The organism is Thioclava sp. DLFJ4-1, from assembly GCF_002020145.1.
Lineage (GTDB): Bacteria > Pseudomonadota > Alphaproteobacteria > Rhodobacterales > Rhodobacteraceae > Thioclava > Thioclava sediminum.
On sequence record NZ_MPZT01000003.1, the window covers coordinates 1 to 17,424 of the forward strand.

Consider the following 17,424-nt stretch of genomic DNA (forward strand, 5'->3'; position numbering starts at 1 on the left):
CGGGATGGAGCAGCCCGGTAGCTCGTCAGGCTCATAACCTGAAGGTCGTAGGTTCAAATCCTACTCCCGCAACCAAATCTTCTAAACCATATCAAACGCCTAGCCTCGCCCCCGCGAGGCTTTTTGCGTTTTAGATGGCCTAGGTAGGCTTTACCTCTTTTGTCCTGACTGCAGTTTGCGCGTAAGCGTTGCATCTGACCCTCGGTTTACGCGTCTGTCCTTTCACGGGCAGGCAGGCTATCTTGGCGCTACGCGCCAAGACGGAACATTGGCAATTATTGCCTTTTGACCTTATTGAGCTTGCACACTCATGTCGCGAAGACGAAAGGCTGCCTTTCTCGAAGCTCCGCCCTCAGACGCCAAATCGCCTGGATTCAATGAAGAAGGGTGGGAAGCAGCCCGACGCTGTGCGGCATTGTGACTGCCGCGAAAACGTCAATGCGGGCGTTCGCAAACGACAGCGTGACCTGCATGTTCCCGATAGAGCTTCTCTTTCTATGGGGTGAGCAGGTAGGTTTTCTTTTGGTAACTGAAATTCTTTGCGAAATGCGCTTTCGCCGTAACGTCAATGGCTACGCCAGGCGATTCCATGAAAGAGGGCGAGAGCTCCAATGTTCATGAATAGCTTGCGTGAAGTCAGGCCTAACGAGTTTGGCACGGGCAGAACTTAAGGCGTCGCCTTCACTCCTGATGATTATCCCTTCCATTGAGCCTGCCCTGACCTGACTCTCCTCATTGAGCAGCAGGTCCGTTAACTGACCAAGCGTGAACCGTCCCCGAGCAATTTCGGGCACCGTGCTGAGACCACCAGACCGCGCGATCGCGTTCCTTTGCGCCGTGCTCAAGAACTGTTTTTTACTGCGGCAATAAACGTCGAATAGCAAAAACCAGTCTGGCAAGCGATCGTAAAGCAGTGAATGTTTCGCCGCACACCATTCTCCGAATAATATTTTCTCTGAGGAAAGAACGCTGCTCAAGCCTTCTTCCCGCTCACCAAGCCAGGACGCGATTCGGGTAAACTGCCCTCGATAGGGCGGTGAAAGGTAGGAGCCCCGATTCTGCAGCCAAATCTCGCCGTCCTCTCCACGCGAGATTCCAAGGTTAGCCCCATCAATCTTCTCTTCGACAATCACTTCGCCCGACAGAAGTTCCCCAACCTGGTTTTGTGAGAGTACTTTATCCCCTCGAGGATTGCCCGAACCGAGCCAAACGAGGTGAGGAGTGTGTGGAAATCGAAAGAATTCGTTCATTTTGGCAAACTTGGCTGGCTATTATTCGGAAATTTTTTAGCATAAAATTGACGCGCTTCACTCGGGCACAAAAAGTCAACTGCAATACCGTGCTCCGCAAGCTTTTCCCACCAGTCCAGCCATTTGCAGTCTGCAGCCTGTAAAATAGGAGGCTTCTGAGGATGTGCATTAGAAACGGCTGCAAACTTTCGATCAGGAGGGTCAAAGTGCGCTTCGAGTTCCTCGCTTGGAAACTCAGAATATCTGTTTTCTTCAATCTCAGTAATTGTCACTTGCTCAACATGAGCGGGGTTCCTTTGATTTTGAAGAAGCCATTTCAGGAACACATCACCTATCCCTTTCGGTTGGTTCGGGCGTGTTTTTTTCTGATATTCAAGAATAATGTGAAAGCAATCGTCAATCACAGTGATGCCCCGTTTCTTTTGGTTTAAGAGGCGCTCAATGCACATTGCCTTGCAAGCGTCCGAAACATCTTGGTGGCTTCCGTTAGCCACCAAGAGCACGTTGGTATCTATGACTACTCGAACCATTCTCCGACCTATTCCATTTTTTTGGCAGATCGCCGATTAATTGCCGCTAGTGTTCGCGCAGTTATGTCCTCCATTTCATCTCCGAAGAAATTTTCTGGCCAGTTCAAGATTTCGCCATTCTCATCGAGCTCAAGCGCCTCAAGTTGAGCTGTGCCTTTTTTGTTGTTAACAAAATATACTGCAACATCCTCTTTACTAATAACTCCCTCAGCAACCCGCCTTTGCAAGCGGTTGAGAAGATGTTCGGAATGGGTTTCGATGATGAGTTGCGTCTCGCGTGGCTTACTATCTTCGTAAGATTGAATTGCACTGATAAACGCATCGGCTAATACGGATTGCGCCTTGGGGTGAAGATGGATTTCCGGTTGCTCCATCCACACAGTGGATCCCGCCGGGCAATAGAAAGCCTGCACCAACGCTGGAAGAACCTGCGAAACACCGAAGCCTACATCAGTGAGCTTGACTTCAGGCGCCTTTGCCTGCGTCTTCACTAAAACCTCATACTCCTTGCGGCCTTTCGCGACAGCCTTCACGCGAAACTTAGAAATGATCCCAAGGTCAACGAGCCAAGCTGCAATGAACTCGTCGAAACGCCGCTTGCCACGCCCGCGGCTACGATTGAGACTGCGGTCCTCGGCAGAAGCTGAAAGGAGCGCGGCAATCGCACTTTCGCCCTCTTGCCCCACATCGGGCGGACTATCGCCTGACCACTGGTAGACTCGCCGAGGTGGGCTTCTCAAAGGGCCGAGATAGTATAAATCGTCCAAGACACGTTCGGTCTCAAGCGCAAATTCAGCTAAGAAATCAGCATTCTGGTATCGCAGAAGCGTTCGATCAGCGAAACGATAGAATTTCTCAGGTGGCTCTGCTGGCCATTTTCGACCTTGAGCGTGGATAAGCCGCAACGGTGTGGCATCAAGATATCCACCGCTGCCTTTGCGCCCGTGTTCGATCTCTAGAACCTCTTTTTCTCCATCGAAGAGTGTGTATTGGATCTCATCCGTAATTGGCTGCCCCGACTTGTCGGCCCGTAGCTTCGAATGGAGAGACAACTGATCACCGGAGTATCCTTCTGACGAGGCTAGGGAATTCTCAATCTCCAATCGGCGAGGAAGCCGCCACTTCAGGGCAAACTCAAGTGCCGCCTCCAGATCGTGACCATACAGGCAGTCTGTGAAGGTCCCTAGATCGATCAGTGAGTTCTCGTCGCCGAGATGAAGTGCGCGTTTTCGGTCGGAAAGTTGCACCGTTTGCTTCAAGGCGAGAAGGAGATGGCCGAGGCTCGATTTGCCGGAGCTGTTGCCGCCGAACACGACAGTGAGCGGCGCGAGACGTATTGAACCAGTGTCTTGCCACGCCTTGAAGTTTTTCACCTGCAGTTCAACTAGCATCGCGTGTCTCCCCCAAAATCTTTTTTGTAATAACGCGGTTTGGGCCGTTCCCGTCAATCGGGTTCGATGCTCGCCTTTGCGCAAGATCTCTCCATATGTCGAGGCGGCCGGAATCCAACCAAGTATTCTTGGCCACGCCGACGGCGAATAGTCCAGGTTTCCCCGCGATCGAAATGGACAAGCTTACTTCCTTGGCAGCGGTCGTCCGGAACTGTTTGCTAGCATCAGCCTCAGAGGGGGCAATATCACCCCTAGATTTGCCGTTCAAAGACTGCTTGGGCCGAATGCCCGTGGCTGAGCAGGCGCACACCTGAAGGGCAAGCCGCGTTAAGAGCTGCTCTATTTTCCTCCTGGGGGGCCTGACGCTTCCGCGTATCTGCCAGCCGGACAGAGCCAGGGAAGAAGCTTGTGATATTCGGTCAGTGGAAGCTTTGCGGCGATTTTGTCGAATACCCATTTGAAGTAAGCATACGGCTCGACGCCGTTTAACTTGCAGGTGCCAATCAGGCTGGCCATCATCATCCAGACCTCGCCGCCAAACTCAGACCCGGCGAACAAGGCATTCTTGCGGAGCAGCGCTAGTGGTCGGATGGTATTCTCGACGGGGTTGTTGTCCATTTCGACCCGTCCATCCCCGAGGAAAACACGAAGCCCTTCACCCAGTTTCATCGTGTAGTTGATCGCTTCGCCTAGTGGCGATTTCTTTAGGATTCGGCCTTGCAGCGTCTCTATATCACGAAACAGTTCATCGATGATTGGGGCGCTTAGGCGACCACGCTCAACCTGTCGAACGCGTGGCGACTGACCCTTCAGCTGCCTTTCGATCTCGAAAAGTCGGTCAATGGTCTGAACTATTCCTTCTGCTTCGGTTGACCCAGCTCCCTTCCAGGCAGCGAAGAATTTTCGACGCACATGCGCCCAGCAATAAGCAAGGGTAACCGGTCCGCCTCCTCTGTCTGAAGCCGTCAGGCGATTGTATCCTGCATAACCGTCGACTTGCAGGATGCCTGTGAAATTCTCCAAGAATGTTTCGGCGTGATGCCCCGCCCGCGAGTCTGCGAACTTGAAGGCGATGGCGGGGGGAAGGTTGCCGCGCCATCGCCGATCATCACGGCACATGGCCCAAGCAAAACAGGTTTTTGTCTTCCCTAGCCCAGCCAGTTGCATTGGAATCGTCGTCTCATCCATGAACAGCTTCGAGCCGGATTTCAGATCGGCGATTAGCGCTTCGTAAATCGGCTGAAGCACTTGGCCAGCCCGTTCTGCCATTCGCCAGAGTGTCGAGCGGTTGATGCGCACGCCGCTCCGTCCAAAAATCTGCTCCAGCCTGAAAAGCGGCAAGAAGTCAGCATACTTGGAAACCAGAATCGCAATAGTCAAACTGTCATCGAAGCCGGTGTAGTCGAAAGCGCGCTCTGGCACCTTTGCCTGAACGAAGCCATTACACTTGCGACAAACGTGTTTGGGATAGCGCTCTTCGATCACATATGTTTCAGCGGGCTTGTAAGCGAGCTTCTGAATGATCTGCTCGCCCATTTGATAGGTGCCGCATCCGCAAGAGCAAAACTGTTCTGGAGCCGGCTCTATGACAACAATCTCTCGGCGTAAGTGGCTCGGATGCGAAATCTTCTGGCGCCCTCTCATTCCGCGAGGCTTCTTATCTGGCGGTGCGGCCCCGTTACCCCTGTTCGCATCTCTTGGATTAGAACTATGAACCTGATCGTCGTCCGCCGCCTTGTCGCTGCTTTCCGAAGAGCCCTGCTGACCACTTCCTTTCTCGGAGCTCTGACCAAATATCGTTCTCTGGAATTCCTTAATCTGCGCCTCTTTTCGTTTGACAGCAGCACGAAGGGTCTTGATCTGCGCAAGTGCGGTTGAGATCCGCGCTTCCATCACGATCATGGCGTCATCGCGCTCTCGGTCCGCGCTGCAGATTTCCTCTGCGACGTCTCGAACGAAATTGTCTTCGTGGCCGGCGAGCTGAGTGCAGGCCCTTTGTATTGCTTCCATTCACTTCATCCCGTCGGCCTGGTGCGGTCCGGCGTTTGCAGGGCAAGACGAAGCAGTCATGCCCGCCCAGATGCGAGCATGCCGCTTGACTTTTGATATCTATGCTGGGATGGAGAGGAGATCGCGCCACGCGATTTTTCGAGGCCCTTGGGATTGCCGTCCCGGGGCCTCAACCCTTCCAGAGCCAATTTTCTGCTAGCTCATAATGCGCTCCCTTTTCTCTCTTCAGGGTAGCGCTCGGGAAACAGCTCAGGTGCAGTGGTTTCGAGAGCGTCCGCCAATTTCGCCTCAATGCGAGCGGATCGACTCCTGCCAAGCGATACCGAGCTCACTGCGGAAAGACCAACGCCAGCGCGTCGAGCGATTTCTGCGAGGGAGAGGCCACGCCGATCCAACTCGTATTTGATCCGAGAGTGTCGCTCTCGATTGATCTGAAAATCGTTGCGCACCATGCACATCACTCCGCGAATCAGTGCCTAACGGCATGGCGGAACAAAGGGATCGAGTCAACCCCTGCATCTGTCACAAAGACAAACGCCTAAGAATCATCGGCGCTGTCGGGGTGATAGAAGATGTTTTTCGCACGGTCAAACGTTTTTCGCACGGCCGGTCTCACTCAATCGTCCTTGAGAAATTTACTTTTTTGCCCATGCCTCTATTTCTGGCGAGCGAGCCCCCCTGATAAGTAACAGATATTGCTACGCTTAGTTAGGAGACTGGCTTCGCGGGGCATGAGAAAAATTGGCGTTAGTAGCGGGTTCCCAAATGCGCGGAGAGGCGCGAGGTAGCTTTTTCGCACATAGTGGCAGCTGCCTTCTTGGCGCCGCTTTTCGCATTTGATCTCGTTGGAGTAGCGTTGTGATCTTGCTCCCACCCCAAGCCGTCGATGGTTGCAACTCATAAATGATAGTCGTTTTCTGAGAAAATCGGCACTGCTTTCTAAGCAGCAAGGATGCCAGGAATTACATGCTCGAAATACGACTGCCCCGCTCTCCGATCACGAATCTCGCCAAATGCAACTTGGGCCTTGGACGCAACAGAATGCGAGTTCTGCCCATAACCTTTCGCGCCCACAGCGGCAAAGAGAGAGGCGTGTAGATCAAGTTAACAATAGCTTCCACGGCACTCGCAACTCTGCTTGAGAGTCTGCAGCGCAACCTTGTTGGAAGTCTCGACAAAATGAGTGAGGAACATGCTCTTCTCCGCACCCATAGACCACGGAGATGGCGAAAGTTCGGTTTCCAGAAACATCCGCAAAGCCCTCCTAAGGCAAGCTTTGTCATGCTGGTGATGTCTATTATTTAACAGATTTCGTGCTGGCTGGGATTGCGCCCTTTTGGCGAGCTCTTGTGGCGCGAAGGTTGGGGTCCTCTGCTCAACGCTGCGAGCAATCAGAACCGTCCTGATGCACCAGAGCACGCGTTTCGCGAGTAATGCAGAGTTCAGTTCGTCCCCAAAAAAGACTAGATACCAACCGAGGTCCGACGCTCTGTTGATTTCATCCTCATAGCTTTCACGAAATTCGAATGAGCGTTTAAGGCGCGCTAAGTAATTTTCTGGGTCCACCAATGCTTTCGCTTCCTGCGCAATGTGGCAGGCGAAAAGGTTGCCAGTCTGCGCATCCCGTTCGAGTTGGCGCCACGGATAAACAAACAAGGAAAGATGCCCCGCCGACACATAGCGCGTTTCCTCATCGAGGTTAATCATCAGTAGGTCAGTGTCGGAACCTGTCTCGTGATCGCCTCGGGCGAGACTTCCGAACAGAAGGGTAGCCGCTATCGTCATGATAGACTGCGCCGTTTGGATCGAGCAGACGGCGATCGATTTTTCGTTATCAAAATCAGAGCTCCTGCATCTTCCGCGCAAGCGCTTCTATCGACATCTGTCGAGACAAGGATCGAGCTTGGGTCACTTCGTCTCGATTTTGCAGCACAATCTGCTGCTTTTCAGGCTTGAGGATACCTGGCTCCACGTCGAGGTTATACTCGCTCATAAGGTAGAAGCTGAGGCTTAAGCGACAGGGGCGCAACAAGCGACCGTCCGTCATGCCATGCTCGGCCGCCACAGCAGCTTGGCGTGCATGCGAGAGCTCTGGGTTGGGGCGGATATCAAGGTTGATCTGATGGTTCCACTCGAAATCCAAGGCCGCGTCGATAGTCGCGGGACGATGATCGCCGACGGCCACAATGCGGTTCAGATTGTAATCACGAAAGTCGTTATGATCTTTCGACCAAGAGCGAACATACCAGCGGCCAGCGCTGTGGGCGAGAGCATGGGGAGCAATCGTTCGCGACGGCTGCGTTGAGCCGGTCAGCGAAGAATAACTGATGTCGATCTCCTGTCGTTTGCCAATCGCATCCAGCACGCGCAGTAGAATCTTCGAGTTGGTCGGTCGCCGACCTAGCGTGACGAGTTCCACTGGCGGAATCGCGTCGAACCAAGTGTCCTCAGGGCGCATCCACTTGTTCTCAATAGCGACTAACTGCAACAGGTAGCGCTCGATTGTCTCGCCGATGAATGCGGGAGTGAAGTCGTGCGTTCGAATGTAGGCCTTCTCTCCACGATCATAGAAAAGATTGGCTGGCGCGATCTTTTCATACTGTCCGATGTCGGATGACGCTTGCTGAGCCGATATCGCGAAGGTTGCAGATAGATCGCTGCGATTGAGGCGCCCATCCCAGAACAGCCGAAAGTCAATAAATTCAAGGCGTCGCCGGACACCCCACCGGAGACGCTCACCAATTTCTTCCATGACGCACCTATCTATTATCTTGCCCCTAACCCGACCATAGCATCAAGTTACTTGACGCGATAGCTCTATGCCCTGATATTTATTAGATGTAGGATGCGAAAATGGCAACCGAGTCGCTATAGAGGAAATGCTACGCGGATGATTGAAGACCCGGAGAAATCGACGGCTTCTGAGCAGCCATACCGTGTGCTCAGCCTGGACGGCGGTGGGATGCGGGGCATCTATACGGCGGCGTTTCTAGCGCGTCTGACCGATCAATTTGCTCGAATTCGTGGAAAGCCAGCGCTCGATTTGGGGCGCGGTTTCGACCTTATCACAGGGACCAGCACTGGCGCGATCGTCGGTTGTGCGCTCGCCGTCGGACGTCCGATGTCGGAAGTGGTGGCACTTTATCGAGAGCATGGCCCCAAGATTTTCCCGCATCGGATAAAGGGTAAGCGCAGCGCCATCTACCGCGCCGGCAGAGGTAGTCATTTCGTGCGCGAGGGCGATAAGGCACTTCGCGATGCCCTGCACGGTGTGCTCGACGACGTGAGCATGCTTGACGTGTTTGTCGGGCGAGGCATCTCGCTCGCGATTCCAACAGTGCTCATGAGCGAGCATCGAGCCTGGGTTTTTAAGAAGACACCGAAAAGCGGGGTGCGCGACGATCAATATTCGCTGGTCGACGTTTGCATGGCTACCAGCGCGGCGCCCATCTACCGCTCTTTGGCTGCTATCGATGACCCAAACTCACCGGGCGGCCCTAAGCAGGTGTTCGCAGACGGAGGTCTTTGGGCAAATAATCCAATCATGGTGGGCCTCGTCGATGCGCTAACTGTGGCACCGCGCGACCGCCCGATCGAGATTTATTCGCTGGGGACATGTCCGCGCCCGGATGGGGATCACCTTGACGCCGATAGCGCACACCGTTCCATGCTCGACTGGTCGTTCGGCGCTGACGTGGCGCCACTCAGCATTTCGGCACAAGAGTTCGCTTTCGACCACATGGCGCGGCTTTTGTGCAATGCGATCAGTGACTGCGGTCGTTCAATTCGGCGCGTTCGCTTCCCCAACAAGCCGGTGCCGGCGAGCATGATGCCATACCTCGCCCTAGACGACACTCGGCTGGAGGCGATGGATCGACTGGTCGCTCAGGCGCACACCGACGCAGACCTTACCAAGAGCGCTTGCGACGATTCCAGCAATGACGATGGACGCATGATTTGCCGCCTTATGCACGACCTGCCGGCGATGCCCGCAACCGGCGCCGTCTGGAGCCCCCCTTCCAAAGACAACAAGCGAGGATAAGCGATGTTCGACTGTTCCAAAGATGTGCGTGCGTATCACGACCAAGACGTGACACTGCCCAAGGCCGAACAGGATGCGATGCGCGACCGACGCGATTCCAACCGGAAGCGGCTGCAGAATGGTTTGGAGAAGGCTGGCAAGCCTAAACCGACCGAGTTCTTCAAACAGGGCAGTTATGCCATGAAGACAATGTGTCGCGATCCCGACAACGATTACGACATCGACGACGGCGTGTATTTCCATAAGGAGGATTTGGTCGGCGATCGTGGCGCAGAGATGACGTCCCTGCAAGCGCGCTGGATGGTGCGCGATGCTGTCGACGATGGCAAATTTAAGAGAGCGCCCGAGGTGCGTTCGAACTGCGTCCGCATCTTTTACGAGAAGGGCTACCATGTCGACCTGCCCGTCTACCGTCGTGTCGTCACTGAAACTATTTTCGGCGAAGACGTGCATTTCGAACTGGCTGCGAGCAGCGGCTGGAAGAGGTCCGACGCTCGCGATGTGTCTGGTTGGTATGAAGATCAACGAGCAGCATCGATCGATGGCATCCAGCTACGTCGCATCAATCGCTACCTAAAGAAATATGCTCGCAGCCGCTTCTCTTGGCGGGGCTCGATCCTTAGCGGCTTCGGCATCTCAGCTCTGACAACTGAGAAGTTCAGGGCCAATGCTCGGGAGGATCAGGCGCTCTACGACACGATCGTCGCGATCCGCGATCGCCTAGACTGGGACTTAGAAATCGCCCATCCCGTAACTCCAGGTGATTACATCACCAGCGGGTCCGACGATTCTAAGTCGCGCTATTTCCGCGAGAAGCTTACGAGTGCGATAGAAACACTTGAACCGCTGTTTGACGATGATTGCACGCGCGAGAAAGCACTTAAGTGCTGGGACAAGGTTTTTGCCACGACCTTCTTCAGCGAGCGCCTTGAAGAAGAGCGGCGTGCTTCCGTAGCCCCCGGCGCAGCGATTGGCTCCGGCGCTCTGATGAGTGCGACGGCTGCAGCGGCGGATGCAGTAAGCAGCGCTGGCGGTGGTCGACATGCCTAGGAGCGGGCTCTCGCTCGGTTGGCGAAAAGCAGCGCTCCTGCTCGAGGCGACCCTCCGCGAGCGGGCGGGGCAAGCACCCGAGCGCTTGGACCGCGCAACGATCGCAAGCGATTATCCGGGTCGCGACTGGATCGTTGCGGCTTGGCGGATCAAAGTGGAGTTTTCCGACGGCGTTACCCGCCGATTCGATCTTGTTGCTGGTGCGAAGTTTCCGACGACGCCGGTAAGAACTGCGCTTGTAGACCATCCTGAGCCAATGACTTGGCCGCATGTCGAGAGCGACGGGATCTTGTGCCTGTTGCCCAATATGGCTGAGTGCGACCCAGACGATCCGTCTGAGGTCGCCATGGATCTATTAAACCGTTCTGTAAGGTTGGTAACGGAGCTTCTGGACGGCAGTATCATCGAGCGCGACTTTCGCGAGGAATTTGTTACTTATTGGGGTTACCAGGCGCACTCGCAGGGGAAAAATCTATTCAGCCTCGTAGCGCCCACCCCGCCCTCGCGGGTAGTGCGCGTTTGGCGCGGAAAAGGTATTGAAGTAGTAGCAGAAAATCAGGAAGCCATCGCGAAATGGGTATCTCGTCGCTTTGGAGGCAAGGTTGCGGTGAATGCCGACGCGGCGGCGTTCCTGTGGTTAGATGCCCCGCTTCTTCCTGCTGAATACCCCGAAACGGCCGCAGATTTGTATCTATTGTCGCAGCGACTTGGCGATGACTCAAAGGCGGCTCTGGAGCAGGCCGCAAGTGTCGAACCCGACGAAATCCTCGCGTTGCTCGGCGCAATTGGACGCGGGGGGGCCGCATCTGTGGGGGTGAGGGTGCTGAACCCCAAGCGACTAAAGGGGCGGCCACGCGCTCCCGAAGCTCCCCTCTCCGTGGGCTTCCGGCCTGGCCACACCCCACGGCCGCTATTTCTCGACCGTTTTTTTGGGAGGAATTCTGTCATCAGGACCCTTGTGCAGCGCGCCGATGCTGAATGGGTGCATGGGCGCTGTCGGGATTCGCGCACGCACCACCTACTCGGCGCGTCTGTTGCGGTCATTGGTTGTGGTTCGGTTGGCGCACCGGTCGCCTGCGCGCTGGCGCAGGCAGGGGTAGGCCGTATCATTCTAGTCGATCCAGAGACCTTAACTTGGCCCAACGTGGGGCGTCATCCACTCGGCGCGACTGCAGTAGGGCGCCAAAAGGCCGAAGCCTTGGCCGAACGGCTTCGAGCTGACTTTCCACATCTCAGCGTCGGCCACCTCGCTTGCGACGTTCACCACCTAATCGAACACAGGAGCGATCTGCTCGCTTCAGTTGAGGTGATTGTCTCAGCGACTGGAAGTTGGGCTGCCGAAAGTGCGCTCAACCGGTGGCATATCCAGCAAGGGCGTCGTCAGCCAATTGTCTACGGGTGGACTGAGGCACATGCCTGTGCCGGCCATGCGGTTGCGATCGGCGAAAAGCAGGGTTGCCTGCAATGTCACATCGGACGCACCGGTGCTCCGGAATTCACTGCTGTGACGTGGCTTAATGGTGGCGACGTCGCTCAGGAAGAACCCGCTTGCGGGGCACACTATCAACCCTATGGACCGATAGAACTCGCCTATGTGACCGCTATGGTCGCGGAAGTCGCAGTAGACTGCCTCCTTAAGCCACCTTTGAATTCTTTTAGTCGCGTATTTGTGGCGTCACGCCGCCGCATCAAGGCACTCGGTGGACGACTGTCCGAGGGCTTGTCCGCCGCATTTGGAGAAAACGAAGAGGGGGCTCGGACATTCGATCTACCGTGGCATTCCGCTAGCTGCGCCGCTTGCCGGCTGCCACATCCCGACAGAGCCCCGTAATTCGATGGAATCTACCGAGCGGTCCGCATCGCTGCCGGCTTTCCGCGATTGCACTGCTACGTCGATCCGAGGCAAATTTCTTTCATCCTAGGTCAATGCAACGGGGGACGGTTTTCGCTCGCCACTAGACCATCGATTAATTTGATCACGGCGCGCAAATCCAACCTGTGTCCCGTTCTCGCAAGTTTGTCTGCCAGCACTTCGACAGTATCAGCTGGTAATCCACGCGCAGCGCCTTCCCGTCGCGCGAAATATGCGAGATGCGCGCCCGAGAGCGGAGGGATGTCGACGACGCGACACCGGCTCAGGAGCGGCGCAGGCACAGTGCGGCGGTTGTTCGAGGTCAGGATCCAAGTGATCCAGCGCATATCAAAACGCACCCGGAAATAGGGGCAGCTCCAGGTTCGAGCGCTTAGGGGCTCAAGCAGCGGCAAGAGCGCATTACTCAGCGCAAAGCTCAATCCCTTCTCTGACCGCACATCGCCCACCTTATCCACCTCGTCGATAACGACAAACGGATTGCCCACGCGCTCGCGGAGAATGAGCTCCAGTGGCCGGCCGGGATTTGCCGTCGACCAGCCTTTTTGACTTCCAGCTACAGAAAACCCCGCGGGTTCACTCGCTGCATCGATCAATTCCGATGGAGTGCCGACAAGCGTGGCCAGCCGTCGCGCCCAGTGGCTCTTGCCTATCCCAGGGGGGCCGTCGAGCAGGATGGGCGGCAAGCTCAAGGCCGGCTTACCTTCACGGACGCTTTCACGCATGGCGTTCCAGGCGATCTCAGTCGCCCGGGACATCCAGGGCATCTCCTCGTGCAAGCGAGCCGCGATTTCGTCCGCGTGATGTTCGTTTCGGAGCTGCGTGAGCGTGACCCCATCTTGAAGGGATGAGAGCCGTTTTCGGTCTTCGTTACCGAGATGGCTCAGGCCAGACGCCAGTTCACGCAGCTGCACCAACCGCAGGGCGCGACGGACAATTTTTGCCCGATCCATACGGTTTGGGCCGGTCCGGTCCATGATATCGCGCCATTCCTCTCCCTTCTCTAGCGTAGAGAACCAAGCCTCGTCGACCCCAAGGGCCCGCCGCCGAAGCTGCGCGTGCGTCTTTGAAAGGCGGGCTTCGATGTCTTGTGCAGTCTGCTTTGGAAAGAACTTCACGTCAGCGATCTGAAACCTCGAAGGTGTTTGACCTAGGCCTAAAATCTTGCGGTCAATAATCGTGCTATTCATGCGTTTGCCTTTGTCCCCGCGGATGTGAGGCACCTGTCGGGTTGGAAGGTGGTCTTTGCGGCTTCAGATAACGGGGCGTCGTCACGTTGCGCCAATCGATCCCCTCGAACAGCGCTTCGAATTGGGCCTTCGTGAGAGTGAGTGTCCCATCCACGAGTTTCGGCCAGTAAAAACCTTTGCCTTCGATGCGCTTGTAGATGAGAACGAGGCCGGTTCCGTCCCACATGACAATCTTGATCTTGTCTCGGCCCTTCGAGCGAAAGACGAAGAAGGCACCTGAGAAGGGATCGAGATCAAAATTTTCCGAAACGTAGTTCACAAGCCCATCAATCCCCTTTCGGAAGTCGACTGGTTGCATTGCTAGGTAAATCTTGAAGCTGCTCGACGGAACGATCATTTCGTAGCACCCGCCGCCCGAAGGAGTTTCAACAGGCTGGCTTCATCAATAGAGAGCGGGAATTCAATAGAGACCCCACCCGTGATGATACGAGCTTGCTGAGTATTCGGCAAAACTGAAGCTTCTGATGCGCTCGCGGCGTTGAACTTCACCTCAGCAAAGGCAGGGCCATTGGAGAGGACCATGTCGCCACGAGTGCGCCGCGCGGCGACATGCCACTTTCGAACTAGGCATTCGTGCGCGCCGAGTTCGGCGGCAAGCTCTCCGGGCGAAGTGCCTTCTTCGTCGATGCGCCTTACGGCTTCCTTCTTGAGCTTGGCTGGCCAGATATTCTTGCCTGAAGGCGAGGTTGTGATTTCAAAACCCCAGATTTTTCGTGCGGCCATCTCTAACCTCCCGTTTCGTTCGGGAGCTGGAATACCATAGCGCTCTAAAGGGGGTCAGTGGTCGTAGGCGGGGTCAGATGCAACGCTTACGTTTGCGCAATGCGACCCAGGCCCCCAGATTATGGGAGACCGAGGCGCACTGCTCGCCTGCAACCACGATCAAATAGCGCGCATCAGCCGCAGGGCATCGTAGATTGCCGCGTGGGTGTTGCGTGCAGCCACCGCATCGCCGATGCGGAAGAGTTGATAGGCGCCGCTCGGATTTCGCGTGATCGTTTGCGGCTGGCCGGCGATCAGGGCTTCGTAATCGACTTCGCCCTGATTGCTCGCGTCTTCGCGCAGGTCGAAATAGATGTCGTCGAGCGGGCGGGTGCCGTGATTGACGACAACCTGATCGACCTGCCGCTCTCGGGTGAAGGTGCCATAATCGCTGCCGACGCTCGCGACCAAGCCGTTGCCGTCCTTCGCCACGCCCGTCAGTTTCCAGAGAACGGTGAAGGTCACGTCGCGGGCCTGCAATTCGCGCAAGGACGGGGTCAGGGACATCGCCATGACCTCGGAGGAGAAATTGCGGTCGCGCGTCATGACCTCGACCTTGGCGCCACTGGCGGCGAGGGTCTCGGCGGCCTGCAGGGCGGCGTAGTCCCCAGCGTCGTCATAGATCAGCACGTTGCTGCCGGGGCGGGCGTCGCCCGACAGGATGTCCCAGGACGAGACGACGAGATCGTCGCCTGCATCCAACACCTCGGTATGCGGCAGGCCGCCGGTCGCGATCACGACGACATCGGGTTGTTCTGCGCGGATGGTGTCCGCGTCGGCATAGCTGTTGAACCGGAAACTCACGCCGAGACGCTCGCATTCCGCGAAACGCCATTGGATCAGCTGGATCATCTCGTGGCGGCGCTTGGATTGCGCGGTCAGGCGGACCTGTCCGCCGGGATCGTTGGCGGCCTCATGCACGATGACCTCATGACCGCGTTCCGCAGCCACGCGGGCGGCCTCGAGCCCCGCCGGACCGGCCCCGACGATGACCACGCGGCGCGGCGCATCGGCCTTAGCGATCTCATGAGGAACTTCCAATTCGCGCCCGGTCGAGGGGTTGTGCAGGCACAGCGCCATGCCGCCCTGATAGATCCGGTCGAGGCAATAATTCGCGCCGACGCAGGGGCGGATACGCTCTTCCTCGCCGCGCATGATCTTGGCGACGATATGCGGGTCGGCCATATGGGCGCGGGTCATGCCGACCATGTCGAGCTTGCCCTCCGCGATCGCGTGCCGCGCGGTGGCGACATCCTGAATCTTTGCGGCGTGGAAGGTCGGGAACTTGGTGGCGGCGCGGATCTCCCCCGCGAAATCCAGATGCGGCGCGCTGCGCATGCCTTGCACCGGGATCACATCGGTCAGGCCCGCATCGGTGTCGATATGGCCCTTCACCACGTTGAGGAAATCGACCATGCCGCTGTCTTTCAGACGCTGCGAGATTTCCAGCCCCTCTTCGCGGGTGATGCCGCCGGGCAGGTCTTCGTCGCCGGTGTAGCGCACGCCCACGATGAACTCCTCGCCCACACGCGCGCGGATCGCTTTCAGCGTGTCGAAGGTGAAGCGCAGACGGTTCTCGAGGCTGCCGCCATAGGGGCCGTCCAGTTCGTTGGTCAAAGGCGACCAGAACTGATCCATCAGGTGGCCATAGGCCTGCAGCTCGATCCCGTCGAGCCCTGCCGCCTTCATGCGTTCGGCGGCGTCGGCATAGTCCTCGATGATGCGCGCAATGTCCCAATCCTCGGCCTTCTTCGGGAAGGCCTTGTGCGAGGCCTCGCGCTCATGGCTCGACGAGACGACCGGAAGCCAGTCGGCCTTGTCCCAGCGGGTGCGGCGCCCGAGATGGGTCAGCTGGATCATCACGGCGCAATCGTGCTCGTGGCAGGCATCCGTCAGCTCTTTCATCCAACCGACGACCTCGTCCTTCCACGCGAGGATGTTGTTGAAGACCGGCGGGCTGTCGCGGGCGACGGAGGCAGAGCCCGCCGTCATCGTCAGCGCCACGCCCGCGCGCGCCCGCTCGACATGATAGGCGCGGTAGCGATCCTTGGGCATCCCGTCCTCGGGGTAGGCGGGCTCGTGGCTCGTGATCATCAGTCGGTTCTTCAGCGTCAGATGCTTGAGTTGATAGGGCTGCAGAAGCGGATCACTGGACATGGGCGGACTCCTTGAGGTCGGGTCTTGAGGGTAGGGGGCGTCAGGCGTCGATCGAGACGTCGCCGATCGGGTTCGAGCAGCAGGCGAGAACGTAGCCTTCTTCGATCTCGTCATCGGTGATGCCGCCATTGTGGACCATGTGGACCTGACCGCCCTTGGTCTTGATCTTGCAGGTGCCGCAGACCCCGAAGGTGCAGCCCGACGGCAGCGGCACGCCCGCAGCTTTCGCGGCGGCGAGCAGGGTTTCAGTCTCCTTGATTTTCGCGGTCTTGCCGGATTTGGCGAAGGTGACCTCGACGGCAGCATCCTCGTCGGGGGTCACGTCGTCTTCGGGCTCGACCGGGCGATCGGAGATCGGGGCGTTGAAGCTCTCCTGATGGTAGTGGTCCATGTCGAAGCCGAGCCCGGTCAGAGCCTCGCGCACCGCGCGCATGAAAGGCTCGGGGCCGCAGCAGAACACTTCGCGCTCGAGATAGTCGGGGGCCGCAAGACCGAGGATCAGCTGGTTCAACTGCCCTTTGATCCCGGTCCAGGGCGCGTAGCGATCCTGCTCCTCGACCACCCAGGTCAGCGCGATCCCCGGCAGGCGCGAGGCCATATGCTCCAGCCGCTCGCGGAAGATGATCTCCGACGGGCGGCGTGCGCAGTTGATGAAAACGATGTCCGGATCGCTGCCCGCGTCATAGAGCTGCGTCGTCATCGACATCATCGGGGTGATGCCGGAGCCTGCCGAGATGAACAGGTATTTCGACGCGGGATGAACGACGTTCGAGAACATCCCTGCCGGTCCCAAGGCCTTGATCCGCATGCCGGGGCGCAGATTGTCGAGCATCCAGCGCGTGCCGAGCGAGTCCGGCTGCGCCTTCACCGTGACGGTGAGCGAGGTGGGGCGCGACGGCGAGGAAGAGATCGTGAAAGTCCGGTGCAGCGGGCCGCCTGCCACCGGCAATTCCAGCGTCACGAACTGCCCGGCATTGAAGTGGAACAGCGCCCCCGAGGGCGGGCGAAAGGTGAAGCTCGCCGTATTCGGGGCCTCGGGCAGGAAGTTGACGCATTCCAGCGGTTCGTCATCGGTCCAGAACTGAAGGAGCGGTTGAGCAGTTGCAGCCATG

Annotated in this window: 15 protein-coding genes; 3 read left to right on the forward strand and 12 right to left on the reverse strand. The window is 57.2% G+C overall.

Annotated elements, in window-relative coordinates; translation table 11 throughout:
• Nucleotides 1-572 precede the first annotated feature (572 nt).
• From BMI85_RS09895 to BMI85_RS09925, 7 genes are all read right to left on the reverse strand, one after another.
• On the reverse strand, nt 573-1,250 hold the full coding sequence (locus BMI85_RS09895; RefSeq protein WP_078601157.1) for an RNA ligase family protein: 678 nt from the start codon (nt 1,248-1,250) through the stop codon (nt 573-575).
• Nucleotides 1,247-1,780 carry a hypothetical protein gene (locus BMI85_RS09900; RefSeq protein ID WP_078601160.1) on the reverse strand — a complete coding sequence of 178 codons (534 nt, stop codon included), beginning with the start codon at nt 1,778-1,780 and terminating at the stop codon, nt 1,247-1,249. Before BMI85_RS09900 ends, BMI85_RS09895 begins: the two co-directional genes overlap by 4 nt.
• An 8-nt stretch (nt 1,781-1,788) precedes the next feature.
• On the reverse strand, nt 1,789-3,171 hold the full coding sequence (locus BMI85_RS09905; protein WP_078601162.1) for a DUF3696 domain-containing protein: 1,383 nt from the start codon (nt 3,169-3,171) through the stop codon (nt 1,789-1,791).
• Between the two features lie 339 nt (nt 3,172-3,510).
• A complete protein-coding gene (locus BMI85_RS09910) occupies nt 3,511-5,181 on the reverse strand; it encodes an IS66 family transposase (RefSeq protein WP_078601164.1) in 1,671 nt (556 codons plus the stop codon).
• A gap of 200 nt (nt 5,182-5,381) precedes the next feature.
• Nucleotides 5,382-5,639, reverse strand: coding sequence for a helix-turn-helix domain-containing protein (locus tag BMI85_RS09915; RefSeq protein ID WP_348638973.1), 258 nt, complete (start codon nt 5,637-5,639; stop codon nt 5,382-5,384).
• Between the two features lie 646 nt (nt 5,640-6,285).
• On the reverse strand, nt 6,286-6,888 hold the full coding sequence (locus tag BMI85_RS09920) for a hypothetical protein (protein ID WP_143595047.1): 603 nt from the start codon (nt 6,886-6,888) through the stop codon (nt 6,286-6,288).
• 133 nt (nt 6,889-7,021) lie between these two features.
• A complete protein-coding gene (locus BMI85_RS09925) occupies nt 7,022-7,933 on the reverse strand; it encodes a WYL domain-containing protein (protein ID WP_078601170.1) in 912 nt (303 codons plus the stop codon).
• Nucleotides 7,934-8,071: 138 nt separating this feature from the next.
• On the opposite strand from BMI85_RS09925, the gene BMI85_RS09930 reads away from it, so the two are divergent.
• From BMI85_RS09930 to BMI85_RS09940, 3 genes are all read left to right on the forward strand, one after another.
• Complete coding sequence (locus BMI85_RS09930) at nt 8,072-9,223, forward strand: patatin-like phospholipase family protein (RefSeq protein ID WP_078601173.1); 1,152 nt, start codon at nt 8,072-8,074, stop codon at nt 9,221-9,223.
• 3 nt (nt 9,224-9,226) lie between these two features.
• A complete protein-coding gene (locus tag BMI85_RS09935) occupies nt 9,227-10,273 on the forward strand; it encodes a cyclic GMP-AMP synthase DncV-like nucleotidyltransferase (protein WP_078601176.1) in 1,047 nt (348 codons plus the stop codon).
• Between the two features lie 85 nt (nt 10,274-10,358).
• Complete coding sequence (locus tag BMI85_RS09940; protein WP_210402338.1) at nt 10,359-12,104, forward strand: ThiF family adenylyltransferase; 1,746 nt, start codon at nt 10,359-10,361, stop codon at nt 12,102-12,104.
• 92 nt (nt 12,105-12,196) lie between these two features.
• On the opposite strand, the gene BMI85_RS09945 is transcribed toward BMI85_RS09940, so the two are convergent.
• The 5 genes from BMI85_RS09945 to BMI85_RS09965 all read right to left on the reverse strand — a co-directional run bounded on the left by BMI85_RS09945 (nt 12,197) and on the right by BMI85_RS09965 (nt 17,423).
• On the reverse strand, nt 12,197-13,333 hold the full coding sequence (locus BMI85_RS09945; RefSeq protein WP_078601182.1) for an AAA family ATPase: 1,137 nt from the start codon (nt 13,331-13,333) through the stop codon (nt 12,197-12,199).
• On the reverse strand, nt 13,326-13,730 hold the full coding sequence (gene tnpB, locus BMI85_RS09950; RefSeq protein WP_143595048.1) for an IS66 family insertion sequence element accessory protein TnpB: 405 nt from the start codon (nt 13,728-13,730) through the stop codon (nt 13,326-13,328). The genes BMI85_RS09945 and tnpB overlap by 8 nt, the downstream gene beginning before the upstream one ends.
• The gene (locus BMI85_RS09955; protein ID WP_078601185.1) at nt 13,727-14,116 is read right to left on the reverse strand and encodes a hypothetical protein; all 390 of its coding nucleotides are present in this window, start codon (nt 14,114-14,116) and stop codon (nt 13,727-13,729) included. Before BMI85_RS09955 ends, tnpB begins: the two co-directional genes overlap by 4 nt.
• Before the next feature lie 159 nt (nt 14,117-14,275).
• Nucleotides 14,276-16,312 carry an NADH:flavin oxidoreductase gene (locus tag BMI85_RS09960; RefSeq protein WP_078601187.1) on the reverse strand — a complete coding sequence of 679 codons (2,037 nt, stop codon included), beginning with the start codon at nt 16,310-16,312 and terminating at the stop codon, nt 14,276-14,278.
• Nucleotides 16,313-16,352: 40 nt separating this feature from the next.
• Nucleotides 16,353-17,423: a hybrid-cluster NAD(P)-dependent oxidoreductase gene (locus BMI85_RS09965; RefSeq protein ID WP_078549845.1), complete on the reverse strand. Its 1,071-nt coding sequence runs from the start codon at nt 17,421-17,423 to the stop codon at nt 16,353-16,355.
• Nucleotide 17,424: the final 1 nt, after the last annotated feature.

Coding starts and splice junctions, on each gene's coding strand:
- BMI85_RS09930 (WP_078601173.1), top strand. CDS start 8,072: ATGATTGAAGACCCGGAGAAATCGACGGCTTCTGAGCAGCCATACCGT.
- BMI85_RS09915 (WP_348638973.1), bottom strand. CDS start 5,639: ATGTGCATGGTGCGCAACGATTTTCAGATCAATCGAGAGCGACACTCT.
- BMI85_RS09945 (WP_078601182.1), bottom strand. CDS start 13,333: ATGAATAGCACGATTATTGACCGCAAGATTTTAGGCCTAGGTCAAACA.
- BMI85_RS09895 (WP_078601157.1), bottom strand. CDS start 1,250: ATGAACGAATTCTTTCGATTTCCACACACTCCTCACCTCGTTTGGCTC.
- BMI85_RS09910 (WP_078601164.1), bottom strand. CDS start 5,181: ATGGAAGCAATACAAAGGGCCTGCACTCAGCTCGCCGGCCACGAAGAC.
- BMI85_RS09920 (WP_143595047.1), bottom strand. CDS start 6,888: ATGATTAACCTCGATGAGGAAACGCGCTATGTGTCGGCGGGGCATCTT.
- BMI85_RS09965 (WP_078549845.1), bottom strand. CDS start 17,423: ATGGCTGCAACTGCTCAACCGCTCCTTCAGTTCTGGACCGATGACGAA.
- BMI85_RS09900 (WP_078601160.1), bottom strand. CDS start 1,780: ATGGTTCGAGTAGTCATAGATACCAACGTGCTCTTGGTGGCTAACGGA.
- BMI85_RS09925 (WP_078601170.1), bottom strand. CDS start 7,933: ATGGAAGAAATTGGTGAGCGTCTCCGGTGGGGTGTCCGGCGACGCCTT.
- tnpB (WP_143595048.1), bottom strand. CDS start 13,730: ATGATCGTTCCGTCGAGCAGCTTCAAGATTTACCTAGCAATGCAACCA.
- BMI85_RS09935 (WP_078601176.1), top strand. CDS start 9,227: ATGTTCGACTGTTCCAAAGATGTGCGTGCGTATCACGACCAAGACGTG.
- BMI85_RS09960 (WP_078601187.1), bottom strand. CDS start 16,312: ATGTCCAGTGATCCGCTTCTGCAGCCCTATCAACTCAAGCATCTGACG.
- BMI85_RS09955 (WP_078601185.1), bottom strand. CDS start 14,116: ATGGCCGCACGAAAAATCTGGGGTTTTGAAATCACAACCTCGCCTTCA.
- BMI85_RS09905 (WP_078601162.1), bottom strand. CDS start 3,171: ATGCTAGTTGAACTGCAGGTGAAAAACTTCAAGGCGTGGCAAGACACT.